This window comes from Streptomyces sp. NPDC059649 (assembly GCF_042734445.1).
Classification (GTDB): Bacteria; Actinomycetota; Actinomycetes; order Streptomycetales; family Streptomycetaceae; genus Streptomyces.
This window is the reverse complement of the sequence record NZ_JBHWDV010000024.1, coordinates 1-20,098: the sequence shown is the minus strand read 5'-3', so window position 1 is coordinate 20,098 and position 20,098 is coordinate 1. Positions and strand designations below refer to the sequence as shown.

19 protein-coding genes and 1 rRNA gene are annotated in these 20,098 nt (G+C 71.4%); 5 read left to right on the top strand and 15 right to left on the bottom strand.

Translation table 11 applies throughout. The features are described from left to right. The first annotated feature begins 68 nt into the window (after positions 1-68). Positions 69-1,832: an arginine--tRNA ligase gene (gene argS, locus ACFV1J_RS23385; protein ID WP_385860902.1), complete on the top strand. Its 1,764-nt coding sequence runs from the start codon at positions 69-71 to the stop codon at positions 1,830-1,832. Positions 1,833-2,019: 187 nt separating this feature from the next. Here argS and ACFV1J_RS23380 read toward each other — a convergent pair whose 3' ends face one another. From ACFV1J_RS23380 to ACFV1J_RS23355, 6 genes are all read right to left on the bottom strand, one after another. Beyond that, complete coding sequence (locus ACFV1J_RS23380; protein ID WP_385860900.1) at positions 2,020-2,196, bottom strand: CsbD family protein; 177 nt, start codon at positions 2,194-2,196, stop codon at positions 2,020-2,022. A 148-nt stretch (positions 2,197-2,344) separates the two neighbouring features. After that, positions 2,345-3,334 carry a porphobilinogen synthase gene (gene hemB / locus ACFV1J_RS23375; protein WP_385860899.1) on the bottom strand — a complete coding sequence of 330 codons (990 nt, stop codon included), beginning with the start codon at positions 3,332-3,334 and terminating at the stop codon, positions 2,345-2,347. 182 nt (positions 3,335-3,516) lie between these two features. Continuing rightward, positions 3,517-5,166 (bottom strand): uroporphyrinogen-III synthase, encoded by a 1,650-nt coding sequence (locus tag ACFV1J_RS23370; RefSeq protein WP_385860898.1) that lies wholly within the window; start codon positions 5,164-5,166, stop codon positions 3,517-3,519. Then, on the bottom strand, positions 5,163-6,191 hold the full coding sequence (gene hemC, locus ACFV1J_RS23365; RefSeq protein WP_385860897.1) for a hydroxymethylbilane synthase: 1,029 nt from the start codon (positions 6,189-6,191) through the stop codon (positions 5,163-5,165). Before hemC ends, ACFV1J_RS23370 begins: the two co-directional genes overlap by 4 nt. Beyond that, on the bottom strand, positions 6,188-7,555 hold the full coding sequence (locus ACFV1J_RS23360) for a glutamyl-tRNA reductase (protein ID WP_385860895.1): 1,368 nt from the start codon (positions 7,553-7,555) through the stop codon (positions 6,188-6,190). Before ACFV1J_RS23360 ends, hemC begins: the two co-directional genes overlap by 4 nt. Further along, on the bottom strand, positions 7,552-8,343 hold the full coding sequence (locus ACFV1J_RS23355) for a redox-sensing transcriptional repressor Rex (RefSeq protein WP_385860893.1): 792 nt from the start codon (positions 8,341-8,343) through the stop codon (positions 7,552-7,554). The genes ACFV1J_RS23360 and ACFV1J_RS23355 overlap by 4 nt, the downstream gene beginning before the upstream one ends. Before the next feature lie 353 nt (positions 8,344-8,696). Here ACFV1J_RS23355 and ACFV1J_RS23350 point away from each other — a divergent pair, with 353 nt between their 5' ends. From ACFV1J_RS23350 to ACFV1J_RS23335, 4 genes are all read left to right on the top strand, one after another. Further along, a complete protein-coding gene (locus tag ACFV1J_RS23350; protein WP_030804011.1) occupies positions 8,697-8,975 on the top strand; it encodes a glutaredoxin family protein in 279 nt (92 codons plus the stop codon). Between the two features lie 208 nt (positions 8,976-9,183). Next, complete coding sequence (locus tag ACFV1J_RS23345) at positions 9,184-10,134, top strand: HAD family hydrolase (protein WP_385861082.1); 951 nt, start codon at positions 9,184-9,186, stop codon at positions 10,132-10,134. A gap of 330 nt (positions 10,135-10,464) precedes the next feature. After that, positions 10,465-11,250, top strand: coding sequence for an ECF subfamily RNA polymerase sigma factor, BldN family (locus ACFV1J_RS23340; RefSeq protein ID WP_030416665.1), 786 nt, complete (start codon positions 10,465-10,467; stop codon positions 11,248-11,250). Between the two features lie 283 nt (positions 11,251-11,533). Continuing rightward, positions 11,534-12,745: a DUF5667 domain-containing protein gene (locus ACFV1J_RS23335; protein ID WP_385860891.1), complete on the top strand. Its 1,212-nt coding sequence runs from the start codon at positions 11,534-11,536 to the stop codon at positions 12,743-12,745. 157 nt (positions 12,746-12,902) lie between these two features. On the opposite strand, the gene ACFV1J_RS23330 is transcribed toward ACFV1J_RS23335, so the two are convergent. The 9 genes from ACFV1J_RS23330 to rrf all read right to left on the bottom strand — a co-directional run. Next, positions 12,903-13,895, bottom strand: coding sequence for a lysophospholipid acyltransferase family protein (locus ACFV1J_RS23330; RefSeq protein ID WP_385860889.1), 993 nt, complete (start codon positions 13,893-13,895; stop codon positions 12,903-12,905). Positions 13,896-13,909: 14 nt separating this feature from the next. Then, positions 13,910-14,959, bottom strand: coding sequence for an NAD-dependent epimerase/dehydratase family protein (locus tag ACFV1J_RS23325; RefSeq protein ID WP_385860887.1), 1,050 nt, complete (start codon positions 14,957-14,959; stop codon positions 13,910-13,912). Between the two features lie 199 nt (positions 14,960-15,158). Further along, positions 15,159-15,257 carry a 30S ribosomal protein bS22 gene (locus ACFV1J_RS23320; RefSeq protein ID WP_003948845.1) on the bottom strand — a complete coding sequence of 33 codons (99 nt, stop codon included), beginning with the start codon at positions 15,255-15,257 and terminating at the stop codon, positions 15,159-15,161. A gap of 120 nt (positions 15,258-15,377) precedes the next feature. Then, the gene (locus tag ACFV1J_RS23315) at positions 15,378-15,587 is read right to left on the bottom strand and encodes a helix-turn-helix domain-containing protein (RefSeq protein WP_014144137.1); all 210 of its coding nucleotides are present in this window, start codon (positions 15,585-15,587) and stop codon (positions 15,378-15,380) included. A gap of 129 nt (positions 15,588-15,716) precedes the next feature. Further along, positions 15,717-16,532: a phosphatase gene (locus tag ACFV1J_RS23310; protein WP_385860885.1), complete on the bottom strand. Its 816-nt coding sequence runs from the start codon at positions 16,530-16,532 to the stop codon at positions 15,717-15,719. 101 nt (positions 16,533-16,633) lie between these two features. Next, positions 16,634-17,809, bottom strand: a complete 1,176-nt coding sequence (locus ACFV1J_RS23305; protein ID WP_385860883.1) for an acetoin utilization protein AcuC — start codon at positions 17,807-17,809, stop codon at positions 16,634-16,636. Further along, positions 17,778-19,085: an MFS transporter gene (locus tag ACFV1J_RS23300; RefSeq protein ID WP_385860881.1), complete on the bottom strand. Its 1,308-nt coding sequence runs from the start codon at positions 19,083-19,085 to the stop codon at positions 17,778-17,780. The genes ACFV1J_RS23305 and ACFV1J_RS23300 overlap by 32 nt, the downstream gene beginning before the upstream one ends. 157 nt (positions 19,086-19,242) lie before the next feature. Next, positions 19,243-19,896, bottom strand: a complete 654-nt coding sequence (locus ACFV1J_RS23295) for an HAD family hydrolase (RefSeq protein WP_385860879.1) — start codon at positions 19,894-19,896, stop codon at positions 19,243-19,245. A 110-nt stretch (positions 19,897-20,006) separates the two neighbouring features. Continuing rightward, a 5S ribosomal RNA gene (gene rrf, locus ACFV1J_RS23290) occupies positions 20,007-20,098 on the bottom strand; the annotation flags it as partial.

Below are 20,098 nucleotides of genomic sequence, written 5' to 3'. Positions count from 1 at the left end.
CGTGGGATACTCAGTGGCAAACCCTTTCCCCTTCAAAGACACCTTCGTCTAGAAGAGAGCGCAGCTTCATGGCCTCGGTCCCTTCCCTCGCAGCTTCGGTCCACCAGCGCGTCGCGGACGCCCTCTCGGCAGCCCTGCCGGAGGCCGGCGCCGCGGACCCGCTGCTGCGACGTAGCGACCGGGCCGACTTCCAGGCCAACGGCCTGCTGGCGCTCGCCAAGAAGCTGAAGGGCAACCCCCGGGAGCTGGCGACCAAGGTCGTCGACGCGATCGGCGACGGCGACCTCCTCCAGGAGGTCGAGGTCTCCGGCCCCGGCTTCCTGAACATCACGATCACCGACAAGGCGATCACCGAGACGCTCGCCGCCCGCGCCGCCGACGACCGGCTCGGCGTGCCGCTGAAGGAGAAGCCGGGCGTCACGATCATCGACTACGCCCAGCCGAACGTGGCCAAGGAGATGCACGTCGGGCACCTGCGCTCGGCGGTCATCGGTGACGCGCTGCGCCACATGCTGGACTTCACCGGCGAGCGGACGATCGGCCGGCACCACATCGGCGACTGGGGCACCCAGTTCGGCATGCTCATCCAGTACCTGATCGAGCACCCCGGCGAGCTGGCCCCGGCGTCCGAGGTCGACGGCGAGCAGGCCATGTCGAACCTCAACCGGGTCTACAAGGCGTCCCGCGCGGTCTTCGACGCCGACGAGGCGTTCAAGGAGCGCGCCCGCAAGCGGGTCGTCGCCCTCCAGTCCGGCGACAAGGAGACCCTCGACCTGTGGCAGCGGTTCGTCGACGAGTCGAAGGTCTACTTCTACTCGGTCTTCGAGAAGCTGGACATGGAGATCCGCGACGACGAGATCGTCGGCGAGTCCGCGTACAACGACATGATGGCCGAGACGGCCCGGCTCCTGGAGGAGTCCGGCGTGGCCGTCCGCTCCGAGGGCGCCCTCGTCGTCTTCTTCGACGAGATCCGCGGCAAGGACGACCAGCCGGTCCCGCTGATCGTCCAGAAGGCCGACGGCGGCTTCGGCTACGCGGCCAGTGACCTCTCCGCGATCCGCAACCGCGTCTTCGACCTCAACGCGACGACGCTGCTGTACGTCGTGGACGTCCGCCAGTCCCTGCACTTCCGGATGGTCTTCGAGACGGCCCGCCGGGCGGGCTGGCTGAACGACGGCGTCACCGCGCACAACATGGGCTACGGCACGGTCCTGGGCGCGGACGGCAAGCCGTTCAAGACCCGCGAGGGCGAGACGGTCCGCCTGGAGGACCTCCTCGACGAGGCGGTCGAGCGGGCCACGGCGGTGGTGCGGGAGAAGGGCGAGCCGATCGGCCTGACCGAGCCGGAGATCACCGAGAACGGTGCGCAGGTGGGCATCGGCGCGGTGAAGTACGCGGACCTGTCGACGTCCCCGAGCCGGGACTACAAGTTCGACCTGGACCAGATGGTGTCGCTCAACGGCGACACGTCCGTCTACCTCCAGTACGCCTATGCCCGGATCCGGTCGATCTTCCGCAAGGCCGGCGACGCGCGTCCCGAGGCGCACCCGGAGCTGGCGCTGGCCCCCGCGGAGCGGGCGCTGGGCCTGCACCTCGACCAGTTCGGCGAGACCGTCATCGAGGCCGCCGCGTCCTACGAGCCGCACAAGGTCGCCGCGTACCTCTACAGCCTCGCCTCCCTCTTCACCACCTTCTACGACCAGTGCCCGGTCCTGAAGGCCGAGGGCGGCCCCGACCAGGTCGCCAACCGCCTCTTCCTCTGCGACCTGACGGCCCGCACCCTCCACCAGGGCATGGCCCTGCTGGGAATCCGCACGCCCGAGCGTCTCTGACGGCTTGCCCACGCCGTTGTCTGCGGCGCCGCGGTGGTTTCTCGCCGTGGTTCCCCCACTGCCTAAAGGGCGTGGGGGAGCAACGGCGAACAAGACCCGCGGCGCCGCAGACAGGTACGTGCGGGGGCGCCGCAAAGCGCACAACGGCGAGCAACGCCCACGGCGCCGCAGCCGAGTACGTGGGGCGTCAATGCCTGCGCAGCCTGTGCGCGGCCTTCTCCTTCGCATCCAGTCCGTGCCCGGCCGCCTTCTCGGCCTTTCCTTCGGCCTGCAGCTTGCGGTTGTGGGTCGCCTTGCCGACGACCTCCTTCATGGCGCCGATGACCTGGGCGCCCTTGGCCCGCATGGTGTCCTTGGCAGTCACGGTGACCCGCTCCTCGTTCAGTCTCCGTCGCGGTCTTCGTCGACATCGAGTCCGTGCCCCGCGTGCGGCGGTCAAAACCTGACAAGTACGACAAAGCTCCCGCCCCAAGGTCCGGGGCGGGAGCTCGATGCCGGCGGCGCCTGCCGCGTCACAGGTTCCGCGCGACCTCCGTCGCCCAGTACGTGAGGATCATGTTCGCGCCGGCCCGCTTGATGCCCGTCAGGGTCTCCAGGATGGCCTTGTCGCGGTCGATCCAGCCCTTCTCGGCGGCCGCCTCGACCATCGCGTACTCGCCGGAGATCTGGTACGCGGCGACCGGCACGTCCACCGCGTCGGCGATCTTCGCCAGCACGTCCAGGTAGGGCAGCGCCGGCTTGACCATGACCATGTCGGCGCCCTCGTCCAGGTCGAGCGCCAGCTCGCGCAGCGACTCGCGGAGGTTGGCGGGGTCCTGCTGGTACGTCTTGCGGTCGCCCCGCAGCGACGAGCCCACCGCCTCGCGGAACGGGCCGTAGAACGCCGAGGAGTACTTCGCGGTGTAGGCGAGGATCGACACGTCCTCGTGGCCGGTCTGGTCCAGGGCGTCCCGGACCACGCCGACCTGGCCGTCCATCATGCCGCTGGGGCCCACGACGTGGACGCCCGCGTCGGCCTGGACCTGCGCCATCTCCGCGTAGCGCTCCAGCGTCGCGTCGTTGTCGACGCGGCCGGCGGCGTCCAGGACACCGCAGTGGCCGTGGTCGGTGTACTCGTCCAGGCACAGGTCCGACATGATCACCAGGTCGTCGCCGACCTCGGCGCGGACGTCCCGGATGGCGACCTGCAGGATGCCGTCCGGGTCGGTGCCGGCGGTGCCCGCCGCGTCCTTCTTCTCGTCCAGCGGCACGCCGAACAGCATGATCCCGGCGACCCCCGCCGTCACCGCCTCGACGGCGGCCTTGCGGAGGGTGTCGCGGGTGTGCTGGACGACGCCGGGCATCGCGGAGATCGGCGCCGGCTCGGCGATGCCCTCACGGACGAACGCCGGGAGGATCAGATCGGACGGGTGCAGCCGGTACTCGGCGACCATCCGGCGCATCGCCGGGGTGGTGCGCAGCCGCCGCGGCCGCGCACCGGGGAAGCTTCCGTACTTCGTCATGCCCACCACGCTACGCCCGCCCCGCACCCGCCTTTGCCGACGCATCGTCGGCGGCCGCCCCAGCGGCGAGGCACCTCTCCCGGCCCCAACGAGGCCCCGACGGGGCCTCAACGGGCGGCGCCCCGCACCCGGATGACCGGGCGCGGGGCGCACAACCGCTGCCGGACCGCTGCGTACCGCCGTCAGCTGCGCACGCGGCGGCGCGAGCCGGGACGGCGCTCGCTGGGGCGGGTGACCGGGTCGCCGGCCTCGATCGCGGCGTCCCGGCGCGCCGCGCCGAAGTCCGCGAGCGCTTCGGCCAGCTTGTGCACCGACGGCTCGGGCGACATCACGTCGACCCGCAGCCCGTGCTCCTCGGCCGTCTTGGCGGTGGCCGGGCCGATGCAGGCGATCACGGTGACGTTGTGCGGCTTGCCGGCGATGCCGACGAGGTTCCGCACGGTCGACGAGGACGTGAAGAGCACCGCGTCGAAGCCGCCGCCCTTGATCGCCTCGCGGGTCTCGGCCGGCGGCGGCGAGGCCCGCACGGTCCGGTAGGCGGTGACGTCGTCGACCTCCCAGCCCAGCTCGATCAGGCCGGCCACCAGCGTCTCGGTGGCGATGTCGGCCCGGGGCAGGAAGACCCGGTCGATCGGGTCGAAGACGGGGTCGTACGGCGGCCAGTCCTCCAGCAGACCGGCGGCCGACTGCTCACCCGACGGCACCAGGTCCGGCTTCACGCCGAAGGCGACCAGCGCCTTGGCGGTCTGCTCGCCCACCGCGGCGACCTTGATGCCCGCGAAGGCCCGGGCGTCGAGCCCGTACTCCTCGAACTTCTCACGGACGGCCTTCACCGCGTTGACCGAGGTGAAGGCGATCCACTCGTAACGGCCGGTGACCAGGCCCTTGACCGCGCGCTCCATCTGCTGCGGGGTGCGCGGCGGTTCGACGGCGATGGTCGGGACCTCGTGCGGCACCGCGCCGTACGACACGAGCTGGTCGGAGAGCGACGCGGCCTGCTCCTTGGTGCGCGGTACGAGCACCCGCCAGCCGAACAGCGGCTTGGACTCGAACCACGAGAGCTGGTCGCGCTGCGCGGCGGCACTGCGCTCACCGACCACGGCTATGACCGGCTGGCCGCCGTCCGGCGAGGGCAGCACCTTGGCGGCCTTGAGCACCTGGGCGACCGAGCCGAGGGTGGCGGTCCAGGTGCGCTGGCGGGTGGTGGTGCCGGCGACGGTGACGGTCATCGGGGTGTCGGGCTTGCGGCCCGCGGTGACCAGTTCGCCGGCGGCCGCGGCCACCGCGTCGAGGGTGGTGGAGACGACCGCGGTGGCGTCGCTGGTGCCCAGCTCCGACCAGCAGCGGTCATCGGCGCTGCGGGCGTCGACGAAGCGCACGTCGGTGCCCTCGGCGTCGCGCAGCGGCACACCGGCGTACGCGGGTACACCGACGGCCGCGGCGATGCCGGGCACGACCTCGAAGACGATGCCCTCGGCGGCGCAGGCCAGCATCTCCTCGGCGACGTTCCCGTCCAGACCGGGGTCGCCGGTGACCGCACGGACGACCCGCTTGCCCGCCCGGGCGGCCGCCATGACAAGATTGGCGGTGTCCCTAAGGGTGGGGATGTCGGCGGGGATTGACGCCTCGTCAACTGACGCCTGCAGTGGTGTGTCCACCTGTGCGCGCGCATGCACACGCACGACGTCGAGCACCTGCGGGTCGGCGATCAGCACGTCCGCGGAGGCCAGCGCCTCCACGGCTCGCAGCGTCAGCAGACCCGGGTCACCCGGCCCGGCACCCAGGAAGGTGACCTGACCGGAGGCGGAGTGGTTCGGGGCGGTGGGGTTCAAAGTGCTCGCTCCCCCATAAGACCGGCCGCACCCTTGGCGAGCATCTCGGCGGCGAGTTCGCGGCCCAGCTGCTGCGGGACCGACATCTCGTCGGGAGAGGCGGGTACGTGCCCGGTGGTGGACAGCTGCACCAGCGTGCTGCCGTCGGTCGTGCCGACGACACCGCGCAGGTGCAATTCGGTGACAGCCTGCTCGTCAGCCTTGGGGCCTCCCCTGCTCGAACGAAGTCGAGAGCTTGGGGAGAGGTCGGCCAGCGCCCCGACGGGTGCGGAACAGCCGGCCTCCAGGGCGGCGAGCAGGGAACGCTCGGCGGTCACGGCGGCCCGGGTGTCCGGGTCGTCGAGCTCCGCGAGCGTGGCGGCGAGCTCCGCATTGGCGGCGGCGCACTCGATCGCCAGTGCCCCCTGGCCGGGGGCGGGCAGAACCACGTCGGGCGACAGCAGCTGCGCCGCCTCGTCGATCCGGCCGATGCGGGTGAGGCCGGCCGCGGCCAGCACGACCGCGTCCAGTTCGCCCTTCTCGACGAATCCGATGCGGGTGTCGATGTTCCCGCGTATCGGCACCGTCTCGACACGCCGGCCCAGCGTGTGGGCCCAGGCGTTGAGCTGTGCCATCCGCCGGGGGGAGCCGGTGCCGATACGGGCGATGCGGTCCGGGTCGGCGGTGAGCTCCTCGAAGGTGAGCCGGTCCCGGGCGATCAGCGCGTCACGGGGGTCTTCCCGTACGGGGATCGCGGCCAGGATGAGCGACTCGGGCTGCCCGGTGGGCAGGTCCTTGAGCGAGTGGACGGCGAAGTCGATGTCCCCGGCGAGCAGCGCGTCGCGCAGCGCGGAGACGAAGACGCCGGTGCCGCCGATCTGCGCGAGGTGCTCGCGGGAGGTGTCGCCGTACGTGGTGATCTCCACCAGCTCGACGGGGCGGCCGGTGAGCTCGCGCACCGCCTCGGCGACCTGCCCGGACTGGGCCATGGCGAGCGCACTGCGGCGGGTGCCCAGCCGCAGTGGTCTGTTGGTGCTGTCTTTCATGCCCGCTCCCGTACTTCCTGACTGCCGCCGCGGGTATCGGCCCGGCTGACGGCGGCGACAGTCTGGGGGTCGAGATCGAAGAGTTCGCGCAGCGCGTCCGCGTACCCGGCACCGCCGGGTTCGCTGGCGAGCTGCTTGACCCGCACGGTGGGCGCGTGCAGGAGCTTGTCGACGACACGGCGCACGGTCTGGGTGATCTCGGCGCGCTGCTTGTCGTCCAGGTCGGGGAGGCGGCCGTCGAGCCGGGCGATCTCGCTCGTGACGACGTCCGCGGCCATGGTGCGCAGGGCGACCACGGTGGGGGTGATGTGCGCGGCCCGCTGGGCGGCGCCGAAGGCGGCGACCTCGTCGGAGACGATGCCGCGCACCTGGTCCACGTCGGCCGCCATCGGGGCGTCCGCGGAGGCGTCGGCCAGCGACTCGATGTCGACGAGGTGGGCGCCCTCGATGCGGTGGACGGCGGCGTCGATGTCGCGCGGCATGGCGAGGTCGAGCAGCGCCAGCGGCGCGGTGCGGCCGGCGCGGGCGGCGGCGACCGCCGCGCCCGTGAGGACCAGGCCGGTCGCGCCGGTGCAGGACACCACGATGTCGGCGAGCGCGAGCTCGTCCGCGACGCCGGCCATCGCCACCGCACGGGCGGTCAGGCCGTTGGCCGCGCCGGGCCCGCCGGGCTCGGTGAGGATGGCCACCAGCCGCTCGGCGCGCTCGACGGTGCGGTTGGCGACCGCCAGCTCGCCGATGCCGTTGCGGACGAGGGTGGTGGCGGCCAGCGACGACATCGAGCCGGCGCCGATGACCAGCGCCCGCTTGCCGTGCGTCCAGCCCTCGACGTCCCGGCCGGCCGCGAGCTGCTCCAGGCCGAAGGTGACCAGCGACTGGCCGGCCTTGTCGATGCCGGTCTCGCTGTGGGCCCGCTTGCCGACCCGCAGGGCCTGCTGGAAGAGGTCGTTGAGCAGCCGTCCGGCGGTGTGCTGTTCCTGCGCGACGGCCAGCGCGTCCTTGATCTGCCCGAGGATCTGGCCCTCGCCGACGACCATCGAGTCCAGGCCGCAGGCCACCGAGAAGAGGTGGTGGACGGCGCGGTCCTCGTAGTGGACGTAGAGGTAGGGGGTCAGCTCCTCCAGGCCGACGCCGCTGTGCCGGGCCAGGAGGGTGGACAGGTCGGCGACACCGGCGTGGAACTTGTCCACGTCGGCGTAGAGCTCGATGCGGTTGCAGGTGGACAGCACCGCGGACTCGGTGACCGGCTCGGCCGACACCGCGTCCTGCAGCAGCTTGCCGCGCACCTCCGGGGCGAGCGCGGCCCGCTCCAGCACGCTCACCGGCGCACTGCGGTGACTCAGTCCGACGACGAGAAGGCTCATGCCGGCATCACGGCGGGCACGTCCCCGTCAGGTCCCTTGCGGTCGGCCGCGGCGGCGGCTTCGGCCGCGGCCGCGACGGCGGCGGCACGGCCGGACGTGGCCGGGGCGCCGCCCTCGGCGGTTTCCTCGCCGGCCTTGCGCTGCTCGTGGAAGGCGAGGATCTGCAGTTCTATCGACAGGTCGACCTTGCGGACGTCGACCCCGTCGGGGACGGTCAGCACGGTCGGGGCGAAGTTGAGGATCGAGGTGACGCCGGCCGCGACCAGGCGGTCGCAGACCTGCTGGGCGGCGCCGGCCGGCGTGGCGATCACGCCGATCGAGACGCCGTTGCTCTCGATGATGTGCTCCAGCTCGTCGGTGTGCTGGACCGCGATGCCGGCGACCGGCTTGCCGGCCATGGCCGGGTCGGCGTCGATCAGCGCGGCGACGCGGAAGCCGCGGGAGGCGAAGCCGCCGTAGTTGGCGAGGGCGGCGCCGAGGTTACCGATACCGACGATGACGACCGGCCAGTCCTGGGTCAGGCCCAGCTCGCGCGAGATCTGGTAGACGAGGTACTCCACGTCGTAGCCCACGCCGCGGGTCCCGTAGGAGCCGAGGTAGGAGAAGTCCTTGCGGAGCTTGGCGGAGTTGACCCCCGCCGCGGCCGCGAGTTCCTCGGAGGAGACCGTGGGCACCGAGCGCTCGGAGAGCGCGGTCAGTGCGCGCAGATACAACGGAAGCCGGGCGACGGTGGCCTCGGGGATGCCTCGGCTTCGGGTCGCCGGTCGGTGAGTTCGGCCAGTTGCCACGGTGCTCCTGCGGGTAGAGCGGGGCTGCGGGCGACCGTATGGAACCCGACCGCCCTGTCTACTGCAGGCTATGTCTTTGTGAACGCGTGCACAAAGATGGTGTCCGCTTTGTCCGGCCAAAGTGATGGGTGTCACGCGCCCTTTCCGGCCCTTCGCGGAACCAACTCCCACGCCACACCGTTCACTCGCGCCGGCCGCACAACACGGCAGCACCGACGGGGACACGCGCGCACTCCTTACCGCTAACCCCCCGGAAACCTACAAATCGCCCACCGATGGTAATCGACCCCTGCCCGCCCGGCGCCCGTCCCGCCGCCCGCCTCACTTCCCGGCCGACCCGGCACAATGGCTCCATGGCCCCCTTGTTCAGCCGCAGCCCCCGCAAGCGCCCCGCCGACCGGCTGGTCACCCTCGTCGGCAAGCCCGGCTGCCACCTCTGCGACGACGCCCAGGCAGTGATCGAGAAGGTCTGCGCCGAAACCGGAGCGTCCTGGGAGAAGAAGGACATCACCGAGGACGCCGAACTGCACCGCAAGTACTGGGAGCAGATTCCGGTCGTCCTGATCGACGGCGCCCAGCACGACTTCTGGCGCGTCGACCCGCAGCGGCTGCGGACGGCCCTGGGCGCCTGAGCCGTCCCGGGGCGGACGGACCCGCCCGCGAGTCGGCCGTAATGCGACCGTCAGCGGCTCCCGGCCCACAGGACACGCGCCCGTAACCGGAAGCACCGAACAAACTGGCTACGCTAGCGCCATGGCCAGCCCCTCGCCCGACCACCACAACGGCAGGAGTCCCCACGGGACGCGCCTCTCCTCGTCGCCCGCTCGCCGATCCGGCTGGATGCCCTCCGGAGCGCTGTTCGACCTGGGCTGGATCCCCCGCCGCCGACGCCCCGCCACCGCCCGCAGCGTGCTGGCCGGCGAGGCCGCCGCCGAGGCCGCCCGGAAGACCTCGCAGGAGGCCGAGGAGGCCCAGGCCGCCGAGGAGGCCCCGGCCGAGCCGGAGTTCCCGGTCGTCGGGGACACCGCGGCCGCCGCCTTCTTCGACCTCGACAACACCGTCATGCAGGGCGCCGCGCTGTTCCACTTCGGCCGCGGCCTGTACAAGCGGCACTTCTTCCACAAGCGCGACCTGGCCCGTTTCGCCTGGCAGCAGATCTACTTCCGGCTGGCCGGCTCGGAGAACCCCGAGCACATGGCGGACGTCCGCAACAGCGCGCTGTCCATCGTCCAGGGCCACCGCGTCTCCGAGCTGATGTCCATCGGCGAGGAGATCTACGACGAGTACATGGCCGAACGGGTCTGGCCGGGCACCCGCGCACTGGCCCAGGCGCACCTCGACGCCGGCCAGAAGGTCTGGCTGGTGACCGCGGCGCCGGTGGAGACCGCGACGATCATCGCCCGCCGGCTGGGCCTGACCGGCGCGCTGGGCACCGTCGCCGAGTCCGTCGGCGGGGTCTACACGGGCAAGCTGGTCGGCGAGCCGCTGCACGGCCCGGCCAAGGCCGAGGCGGTCCGCGCGCTGGCCGCCGCCGAGGGCCTGGACCTGTCGCACTGCGCCGCCTACAGCGACTCGGCCAACGACATCCCGATGCTGTCACTGGTCGGTCACCCGTACGCCATCAACCCCGACAGCCGGCTGCGCAAGCACGCCCGGGAACACGGATGGCGGCTGCGCGACTACCGCACCGGCCGCAAGGCGGCCAAGATCGGCATCCCCGCGGCGGCCGGCGTGGGCGCCCTGGCGGGCGGTGCCGCGGCCGCGGTCGCGCTCCAGCGCCGCCGCCGCTGACCAGGGCTGATCGCCCGACGGCGCGCCGGGCCATCCACGCTCCCTACCCCCACGGCCTCCCGGTCAGTCCCCTTGTCGCGGGTCAGCCACAACACGCCCTCCAACCAGGCAGATTGCGTTCCCTTCCGATCAATAGTTGCTCAGTATTCGATACTTGATCTGCCACCAACCCGCCACGGACCGTAAGTAATCGATGATTTGAGCAACTGGGTGTAGCGCTGCCTGTACGAAGCGTTATTCTCCTCAGACGCAATCCGGAACCCACACGTCCCTACGACGAGTGAACGGTCCCGCACTGCACGTGATGGAAGCTCTGCCTCTGGGAGTCCCGTGTACCCACACGTCGGGGTTGACGCCTCGGGCCTGGCTACGCTGCGTACGACGCTCGTCGACCACCTGCGCAGTTTCGTCCCCACCGCGTACGCCGTCCCCGCATTCGCCTCAGCCGTCCCCGCCGCCGGCCCCTGCTACGCCCTGGCCGACGGGAGCGCGGCGGTCGGCAAGGCCGCCGGCAGAACCCGCCGCGCCGGCGCCGGCACGACCACCGCCCGGCGTCCCGCCGACAGCGACAGCCGTCGCATGATGGACCTCGTCGAACGCGCCCAGGCCGGCGAGGCCGAGGCCTTCGGCCGCCTCTACGACCAGTACGCCGACACGGTCTACCGCTATATCTACTACCGGGTGGGCGGCCGCGCCACGGCCGAGGACCTCACCAGCGAGACGTTCCTGCGCGCCCTGCGCCGCATCGGCACCTTCACCTGGCAGGGCCGTGATTTCGGCGCCTGGCTGGTGACCATCGCCCGTAACCTCGTCGCCGACCACTTCAAGTCCTCGCGCTTCCGCCTGGAAGTCACCACCGGAGAGATGCTCGACGCCAACGAGGTCGAGCGCAGTCCCGAGGAGTCGGTCCTCGAGTCCCTCTCCAACGCCGCCCTCCTGGAGGCGGTACGCAAGCTCAACCCCCAACAGCAGGAATGCGTCACGCTGCGGTTCCTGCAGGGCCTCTCGGTCGCCGAGACCGCCCGCGTCATGGGCAAGAACGAGGGCGCCATCAAGACCCTCCAGTACCGCGCCGTCCGCACCCTCGCGCGCCTCCTCCCCGAAGACGCCCGCTGACCCCCCCACCCCCCCTCGTTCCGCTCTTCTCCGCCCCGCCGTGCACCGTGTCACCCTCACGCTCGGTGACCGGTCGTGTCCGGTCGGTCAGATCATCGTGAGTGCGTAACCCGAGTGCCGCGCCGCTCGTTGTGCGGAGTGCAGGCTCCATGCGGTCACGCCATGCCCGCTGCCCCTCACTCGATCGAGTGGCCGCGGACATGGGTGTGCAACCGTCCGGCCCGTCTGGATGGTCAAAGCCAGTCCGGGGAGTCGTGCGGGATGACGAGAGGAGGTGCCGCCCGTGATCGCGAATGTCTCGGTGCACCGGCGGGCCAACGCCTTCGCCCAGGCCCTGGAGGAGCAGGTCCTCAAGGGTGCGGCGGCCGAGGAACAGGTCGACAATCCGGCCCAGGCGCCGGGCGAGACACGGCTGTTGGCGGTCGCCGACGGTCTCGGGAGGCTTCCACGGCCGGAGATGGCCGCCGAGGTCAAGACTGTCCAGCGCGCCCAGCTCCTCGCCGCGATGGAGTCCGCCTTCGCCGAAGGCACTCCGTCCGAGGGGGCCAGGGTGCCCGAGCAGCGCGAACACAAAGGCGCGCACCGCGCCGACAAATCGATCGGCCGGCTGCGGCCGCGTTCCCGGCTCTCAAAAGGACTGGCCGCGGGCGGGCTGACCGTCGGCGTCGCGGCCGGAGCCTTCACCGGGGTCGCCGCCGCCAGCTCCGACGCCCTCCCCGGGGACTCCCTCTACGGCCTCAAGCGGGGCATGGAGGACCTCAAGCTCGACATGACCAACGACGATTCCGACCGCGGCCGGCTCTACCTCGACCAGGCGTCCACCCGCATGTTCGAGGCCCGCCGCCTGTTGGAGCGGGCCCGCGCCGCCGACCTCGACCACGAGTCGCTCGGCGAGGTCCGGCGCGCCCTGTCGGGGGTGAAGCACGACGCGGGTGAGGGCCACCGCCTGCTGCACGCCGCGTACGAGCGGGACGGCTCGCTCGGCCCCATCCAGGCGCTGAACTCCTTCACCCGCTCCCACCGCAGCACGTGGTCGCAGCTGCGGGACAGGCTTCCGGTGCAGCTCACGGACGTCCGCGACGAGGTCAGCTCGGTCTTCGACGCCATAGACGAAGAGGTCGGTCCGCTCCGCTCGCTGCTGCCGCAGGCCCCCGACGGCAAGCACCACCCGCGCAACACCCCGGCCTCCGCGGGCACCGGCTCCGGCCCCGACGGCCACCCGGCCTCTCCCGGCCACGGCTCCGCCACCCGGGGACACTCCACGGACCCGCACGCGCCCCGTCCGTCGGCCTCCCCGTCCCAGGAGGACGGTCTGCTCGGCGGCAGCACGGGCGGTCTGCTGGACCCGCAGGACAAGTCCGGCAGCCCGTCCCCGCACGACGCCGGCCACGGCACGGGAAGCCGTCCCGGCGGCCATCCCGACGTCACCCTGCCGCCGCTGCTCCCGGGCCTGCTGCCCGGCCTGGGCATCGACGGACAGGACCTCCCGAAGTAGCAGCACCGCCGCGCCCGGTGCGGCGGCGTTCGATGCTCCTCCCCGCACGCGCCGCCGCCGGGCGCCGCGTCAGAAGAACACCGAACACCGCCGCACCCGCAGCCGTCACGACCTCGGAAAAACACCGACCGCCGCTGCACCAGCAGTCGGCACAACCTCAGAAGAACACCGACCGCCGCTGCACCAGCAGCTTGTACAAGGTGTGCTGAATCGTTTCGCGTACCTGGTCGGTGAGGTTGAACATCAGCATCGGATCGTCCGCCGCCTCCGACGGGTAGCCGTCGGTCGGGATCGGCTCGCCGAACTGGATCGTCCACTTCGTCGGCAGCGGCACCGCGCCCAGCGGTCCCAGCCAGGGGAACGTCGGCGTGATCGGGAAGTACGGCAGCCCCAGCACCCGCGCCAGGGTCTTGGCGTTCCCGATCATCGGGTAGATCTCCTCGGCGCCCACGATCGAGCACGGCACGATCGGCACCCCGGCCTTCAGCGCCGTCGAGACGAAGCCGCCCCGCCCGAAGCGCTGCAGCTTGTAGCGGTCCGCGAAGGGCTTGCCGATGCCCTTGAAGCCCTCCGGCATCACCCCGACGATCTCGCCGCGCTCCAGCAGCCGCTGGGCGTCCTCCGCACAGGCGAGGGTGTGCCCGGCCTTGCGCGCCAGTTCGTTTATCACCGGCAGGACGAACACCAAGTCGGCCGCGAGCAGCCGCAGATGACGCTGCGCCGGGTGGTTGTCGTGCACCGCGACCTGGAGCATCAGGCCGTCCAGCGGCAGCGTCCCGGAGTGGTTCGCGACGACCAGCGCCCCGCCGTCCGCGGGGATGTTCTCGATGCCCTTGACCTCGACCCGGAAGTACTTCTCGTAGAACGGCCGCAGCAGCGACATCAGGACCTGGTCGGTCAGCTCCTCGTCGTAGCCGAAGTCGTCGACCTCGTAGTCGCCGGTGATCCGGCGGCGCAGGAACGCCAGTCCGCCCGCGATCCGTTCGTCGAGGGAGCGCTGCCGGGCCGGCGGGGGTGCCGCCGGCGGGTGCTCGGTCCGGGCCTCCGGTACGGGCGCCAGCGCCGTACCGCGCCCGCCGCGCCCGGCCCGCCGGGCCTTGCGGCGTGCCCGGGGCTCCTCGCCGAAGGGAATGACCTTGGCGTCCGCCATGGTGGGTGTCCTCCTCACTGGGCCGGCGTCCGGTGCGCGGTGAGCACGCCGGCGAGCCGGTCCACGGTGCGGGCGAGGGACTCGGGCGGCAGCAGCCCGGGTCCGCGGCTGCGGGCGAATTCCGCGAAGGCCTCCGCCGTCGTGTATTTGGGGTGGAACCCCAGTGTCTCGCGCATCTGCGTCGTCTCGACGACCCTGCCGTGCGTGAGCAGCCGGATCTGCTCCGGCGAGAAGTCCGTGATGCCGACGGACCGCAGTGCGGTGCCGGCCCAGGTCACCGTCGGCAGGAAGAGCGGCAGGGTGGGCCGCCCGAGCCGCCGCGAGGTCTGCGAGAGCAGCAGGACACCGTCGCCGGCGATGTTGAAGGTGCCGCTGTTGAGCGTGCCCCGGCGCGGCGCGGCGGCGGCGATCCGCAGCACGTCGATGGCGTCGTCCTCGTGGACGAACTGCAGGCGCGGGTCGTAACCGAGGACGGTGGGGAGCACGGGCAGCGAGAAGTACTCGGCGAGCGGGGAATCCGCGCACGGCCCGAGGATGTTGGCGAACCGCAGGATGCAGACGGCCACGTCGGGCCGGCGCCGGGCGAAGCCGCGGACGTAGCCCTCGACCTCGACGATGTCCTTGGCGAAGCCTCCGCTGGGCAGCGACTTCGGGGTGGTGGTCTCGGTGAAGACGGCCGGGTCGCGGGGCGCGGAGCCGTAGACGCTGGTGCTGGACTTGATGACGACGCGCTCGACGTTCGGGGCCTTCTGGCAGGCGCCCAGCAGCTGCATCGTCCCGATGACGTTGGTTTCCTTCACCGAGGCGCGGCCGCCGCGCTTGCCCAACGGCGTCCCGTTGATGTCCATATGGACCACGGTGTCGACGCGGGTTTCGGCCAGGACCCTGGCGATCGCCGGGTGGCGGATGTCGGCCTTGAGGAATTCGGCGCCGCCGAGATGGTGCTCGGGTGCCACGGCGTCCACCCCGATCACCCGGTCGACGTCCGGGTCGCGCTGGATCCGGCGGACGAATCTGCCGCCCAGCTGCCGTGCGACTCCCGTGACGAGCACGACCTTGCCCAAGATCAGCCCTACCTTCCCGCCGCGACCTGCGCGTAGCCCAGCTGTGCGGTCAACGCTATCGGGTCGGTGTTGCGCAGTGATGACCACGGGATGCCCACGGCGACATTTCCGTCCCACCACCGTCCATACGGCCCACAACGCGCCGCAGCCCCCGACCGCACCAGGCGATGGGGGGCTGCGAAATCGCGATCAGCGTCGCTTACTTCTTGTTACGACGCTGAACGCGGGTGCGCTTGAGCAGCTTGCGGTGCTTCTTCTTGGCCATCCGCTTGCGCCGCTTCTTGATAACAGAGCCCACGACTACCCTCGCTCACTTCGAATCACTCGGTGCGGGGCGTCCGAGCCCACACTACCTACATCGGGCCAGCCTACCCGGCGCCGGGCGAACGGCGTAATCCGAGGGTCGGCGAGGTGTCCGTCAGGCCGATTCCACCCCCACGTAGGACTCCCGGAGATAGTCGTGGACCGCCTGCTCCGGAACGCGGAAAGACCTCCCCACCCGAATCGCGGGCAGATGACCGCTGTGCACCAAGCGGTACACGGTCATCTTGGACACTCGCATCACCGTGGCAACTTCCGCCACCGTAAGGAACACGACCTCGTTCAGAGGCCTCTGGTCAGCAGCCATGAACACACCTGCACCTTCCGCATAAGACGGTCACCGGCTTCCCCTCCGGTGACTCTTCGTCGCTATGCGCTCACTCCCCAGATTAGGGGCGGGTGATGCGAGTGGGGAAGAGGAGCAGCGAACAGCCGCCTAATATGACAGACCGACACGATCCATGACATAACGCATGAGTGGCCGGTAGGACGCGGCCGGTACGGCATCGTCGAGCGGCACCACCTCCGACAGTCGCCCCTCGGCCTGTCCGACGAACGGAGCCGGGTCGTCCGAATCCGCCAGCGCGATCGCCTCAATGCCCAGCTGACCTGCCCCGCAGGCCCATCCGTGGTCCCCGATCACCAGCCCGGGAAGCGGCCCTCCGGCGTCCGCGGCGGCCGCCAGAACGGTCCGTACCGGCAGCGGCGAATGGGTGTGTACGCCCCCCGTCCCGGACGCGCCCCGCACGCCGGTCTCTTGCAACATCGCGACTCCCCGTACGTAGCCCAGGGCCCGGGTACGTACACCGAACCGGGTCGCTATGTCGACACGGACGCCATACGCCGGGGTGAGGACGGGGCAGCCCACCGCCGAGAGGGCGTCTGCGAGGCCGGCGTAGAACTCCAGTAACGCCTGGGGATGTCCGGTGCCGAGCAGCACCGGCTCCGCACGGGCCGCGGCGACTCCGATCCGGTCGGCGAACCGGTCGAGGGCCGCGATCGTACGATCCGGATCGATCACGTCCGGGCCGGAAGTGTGCGCGGGATCGACCGAAACCCCGCACTTCTGCCCCATCAGTCGCAGGAGTGCGGTGAGCGGCCACTCCCGCTCGGGGTCCAGCCCCAGCAGCACCCGCGGATCACGCGCCGCGAAGAGCCGGTACCGCCCCAGGCTCTGCTCCCGGGTCGTCGCGATCGTCCCCGCCAGCCGCGCCCCGACCAGATGCGCCCGCAGCTCCCCGGTGGCCAACACGCCGCCCATGCTCACCCGTTGGCCGGCCGGTCGATGCCCCAACCGACGGGTAATCACACATCCGGGCGCATCCCCCCGCCGCCCCGTACCGCCGGCCCCCGCTACGGCAGCAGACCGTGCGCCGGGAACACCGCCCGCCGGGTGGCCAGCACCGCCTGGTCCAGCCGGTCGGCCGGGTCGTAACCGCCGTCGAGGAAATCCCGCCACTGCGGCCTCCGCCCGTCCGTCATCCGCTGCGGCGCCAACTGGCGGGTCCGCCGGAACACTTCGTGCCGCCAGGACTCCGGCACCGGGGTGGTCGGCTCGATCGGCCGCCCGGCCGCGATCGCCGTCAGATGCGTCCAGCTGCGCGGCACCACGTCCACCACCGCATAGCCGCCGCCCCCGAGCGCGACCCACCGCCCGTCCGCGTGCTCGTGCGCCAGCGAGTGACAGGACTCGGCCACCGCCCGCTGGGCGTCCAGGCTCACCGCGAGGTGCGCCAGCGGGTCCTCGAAGTGCGTGTCGGCGCCGTGCTGCGTCACCAGCACCTGCGGACGGAACGCGCCCAGCAGCTCCGGCACCACCGCGTGGAAGGCCCGCAGCCAGCCCTCGTCACCGGTCCCGGCGGGCAGCGCCACGTTCACCGCGCTGCCGGCCGCACCCTCCCCGCCGGTCTCCTCCGGCCAGCCGGTCTGCGGGAACAGCGTCCGCGGATGCTCGTGCAGCGAGATCGTCAGGACCCGCGGATCGTCCCAGAACGCCGCCTGCACCCCGTCGCCGTGGTGGACGTCCACATCGACGTACGCGATCCGCTCGGCGCCCAGCTCCAGCAGACGGGCGATCGCCAGCGACGCGTCGTTGTAGATGCAGAAACCGGACGCGCCGCCCGGCATCCCGTGGTGCAGCCCGCCGGCGAAGTTGACGGCGTGCACCGCGTCACCGCGCCAGACGGCCTCCGCGGCGCCGACCGACTGACCGGCGATCAGCGCGGACACCTCGTGCATCCCCGCGAACGCCGGATCGTCGGCCGTCCCCAGCCCGTACGAGAGCTCCGCGGCCGCCGGATCCGCCGACGCCCGGCGGACCGCCTCGATGTAGTCCTGGCGGTGCACCAGCCGCAGCGTGGAATCCCCGGCCGGCTTGGCCGCGACCACCTCCAGCGGCCCGCGGTCCAGCTCGAACGCCTCGACCAGACGCATGGTCAGCGCGAGTCTGACCGGGTCCATCGGGTGTCCGGGCCCGAAGTTGTAGCCCGTTACTGCCTCATCCCACATCAGCTGTGCGCGGCCGCTCATGCCTGTCACCGTATCCGGCCCGCGGCGCGCCGAACGATCTGGCATACACGAGCGTCACCAGGACCAGCACCATCGGCACCAGCATCGCCCCCCGATAGCTCCAGGCGTCGCCCAGCGCCCCCACCAACGGAGAACCGATCAGAAAGCCCACGTAATTGAAGATGTTCAGCCGCGCGATGGCCATGTCCGAAGCCCCGGCGCCCTGGCTGTCGTACGCGTACCGGCCGGCCGCCGCGAACGTCTGCGGCACGATCACACACAGCCCCAGGCCCAGCAGCGTGAACCCCGCCATGCCCGCCCAGGCCCCCGGCGCCGCGGCCACCACGGCGAAGCCGCCCGCCGCCACCACCGTCCCGCACCGCACCACCGCGACCGCCCCGAAGCGCCGCACCCCCAGGTCCCCCACCGCCCGCCCGAGCAGCGTGGTGACCATGTAGACGTTGTACGGAACGGTGGCGAGCTGCTCGGAGCTCCCCAGGACGTCCTGCAGATACTTGGCGCTCCAGTTGGAGACCGTCGAGTCGCCTATATAGGCGAACGCCATCACCAGGCACAACGGCAGCAACAGCCGCATCGCGACGGGAGCGACCGGGGCGGAGGCGGCTGCGGGAGCCACCGGGGCGGAGGGGGCCATCGGAGCCGAGGGTGTGCCGGGAGTGGTGGCCTCCGTCGGTCGGCCGGTCCCGGCCCCGGCCGTGTCCCGCCGGTCCACGAACCACCGGCCCACGACCACCGCCAACGGCACCAGCACCGCCACCACCGGCCCGTACAGCAGCCCCAGCGACAGCTTCCAGTGCGCCCCCGCCCAGGCCAGCGAAGCCCCCACGATGCCGCCCAGGCTGTACGCGGCGTGGAAACCGAGCATGATGCTCCGCCCGTAGGCGCGCTGCAGGCTCACCCCGAGCATGTTCATCGAGGCGTCCAGCGCCCCCACCGACAGCCCGAACACCGCCAGCGCCACGGTCACCTGTGCCATCGACCCGACCGCCCCGACGGCCAGCAGCGCCAGACACACCACCGGCTGTACGCACCGCAGCACCCGGCTCGGCCGCACCCGCTTCACCAGCTGCTCGGTGACGACACTGCCGACGCCGGCCAGCACCGGCACCGCCGCCAGGAAGACCGGCAGCAGCCCGTCCGAAATGCCGTACCGGTCCTGGATCGCCGGGATGCGCGTCACGAGGAGGGCGAAGACCGCACCCTGGACGAGGAAGCTGAGGGCGAGCGAGATCCGGCCGTGCCGCAGCTGCGCTCCCGGTACCAGAGGGGCCGTCATGGCCGCTCAGCGTAGAACTCCCGCCTACCCCTGGGTAGATGGATCACCCCACCAATTCCGACCTCTGCCCGAGGGGTGATCCCCCATCACTCCTCTTGCCGCGATACCCGCGCCCTCGCTCAACTCCGAGATACCGGCCCGCCCCCTCTCAGGGGCGCTACCGCACCAACAGATCCGCCAGCTCGGTCATCCGGCCGAAGAGCGCGGTAGCGCCGGCCTCCGCCAACTTCCCCGCCTGCGTCATCGCCGTGAATCCATAGACGTCCATCCCGGCAGCAACCGCCGCCTGCACCCCGAGCGGACTGTCCTCCACCACCGCGCACCGCTCGGGCGCCACACCCATTTCCCGCGCCGCATGCAGAAAGAGATCCGGCGCCGGCTTTCCCCGCCCCACGTCCTCCGAAGAGAAGACCCGCTCCCGCGCGAACCACCGGTCCAGCCCCGTCGTCCGGTGCCCCACCCGGATCCGCTCATGACTCCCGGACGAACCGACGCAGTACGGAATGCCCTCCGCGGCCAGCTTCTCCAGGATGTCCGTCACCCCTGGCACCGGCCGCAACTCCCGCTCGAACGCCGCGAAAACCCGCCCGTGAAAAACGTCGTCGAAGTCCTCCGGCAGCCGCCGCCCCGTCCGCTCCAGGATGGTTTCGTGAATCCGGCGCATCGCCGAGCCCATGTAATCGCGTATCGATTCCTCGTACGAGGTGGGGTGCCCGAGCTCGGTGAGATAGCCGGCCAGGATGGTGTTGGACAGGGGCTCACTGTCGACAAGTACCCCATCGTTGTCGAAGATGACCAGGTCATGGCGCATGGCCAGACTCTAAACGCAGACCCGGGGCCGTTCCCGGCCCCGGGCGATTTCCGAACCCAGAACGCAGAAAAGCCCCGCACCATACGGTGCGGGGCTTTCCCACAATGATTGTTCGGCGGCGTCCTACTCTCCCACAGGGTCCCCCCTGCAGTACCATCGGCGCTGAAAGGCTTAGCTTCCGGGTTCGAAATGTAACCGGGCG

Coding starts and splice junctions, on each gene's coding strand:
- ACFV1J_RS23315 (WP_014144137.1), bottom strand. CDS start 15,587: ATGGCTGCTGACCAGAGGCCTCTGAACGAGGTCGTGTTCCTTACGGTG.
- ACFV1J_RS23330 (WP_385860889.1), bottom strand. CDS start 13,895: ATGGCGGACGCCAAGGTCATTCCCTTCGGCGAGGAGCCCCGGGCACGC.
- argS (WP_385860902.1), top strand. CDS start 69: ATGGCCTCGGTCCCTTCCCTCGCAGCTTCGGTCCACCAGCGCGTCGCG.
- ACFV1J_RS23350 (WP_030804011.1), top strand. CDS start 8,697: ATGGCCCCCTTGTTCAGCCGCAGCCCCCGCAAGCGCCCCGCCGACCGG.
- hemC (WP_385860897.1), bottom strand. CDS start 6,191: ATGAAAGACAGCACCAACAGACCACTGCGGCTGGGCACCCGCCGCAGT.
- hemB (WP_385860899.1), bottom strand. CDS start 3,334: ATGACGAAGTACGGAAGCTTCCCCGGTGCGCGGCCGCGGCGGCTGCGC.
- ACFV1J_RS23305 (WP_385860883.1), bottom strand. CDS start 17,809: ATGAGCGGCCGCGCACAGCTGATGTGGGATGAGGCAGTAACGGGCTAC.
- ACFV1J_RS23295 (WP_385860879.1), bottom strand. CDS start 19,896: ATGCGCCATGACCTGGTCATCTTCGACAACGATGGGGTACTTGTCGAC.
- ACFV1J_RS23360 (WP_385860895.1), bottom strand. CDS start 7,555: ATGAGCCTTCTCGTCGTCGGACTGAGTCACCGCAGTGCGCCGGTGAGC.
- ACFV1J_RS23300 (WP_385860881.1), bottom strand. CDS start 19,085: ATGACGGCCCCTCTGGTACCGGGAGCGCAGCTGCGGCACGGCCGGATC.
- ACFV1J_RS23345 (WP_385861082.1), top strand. CDS start 9,184: ATGCCCTCCGGAGCGCTGTTCGACCTGGGCTGGATCCCCCGCCGCCGA.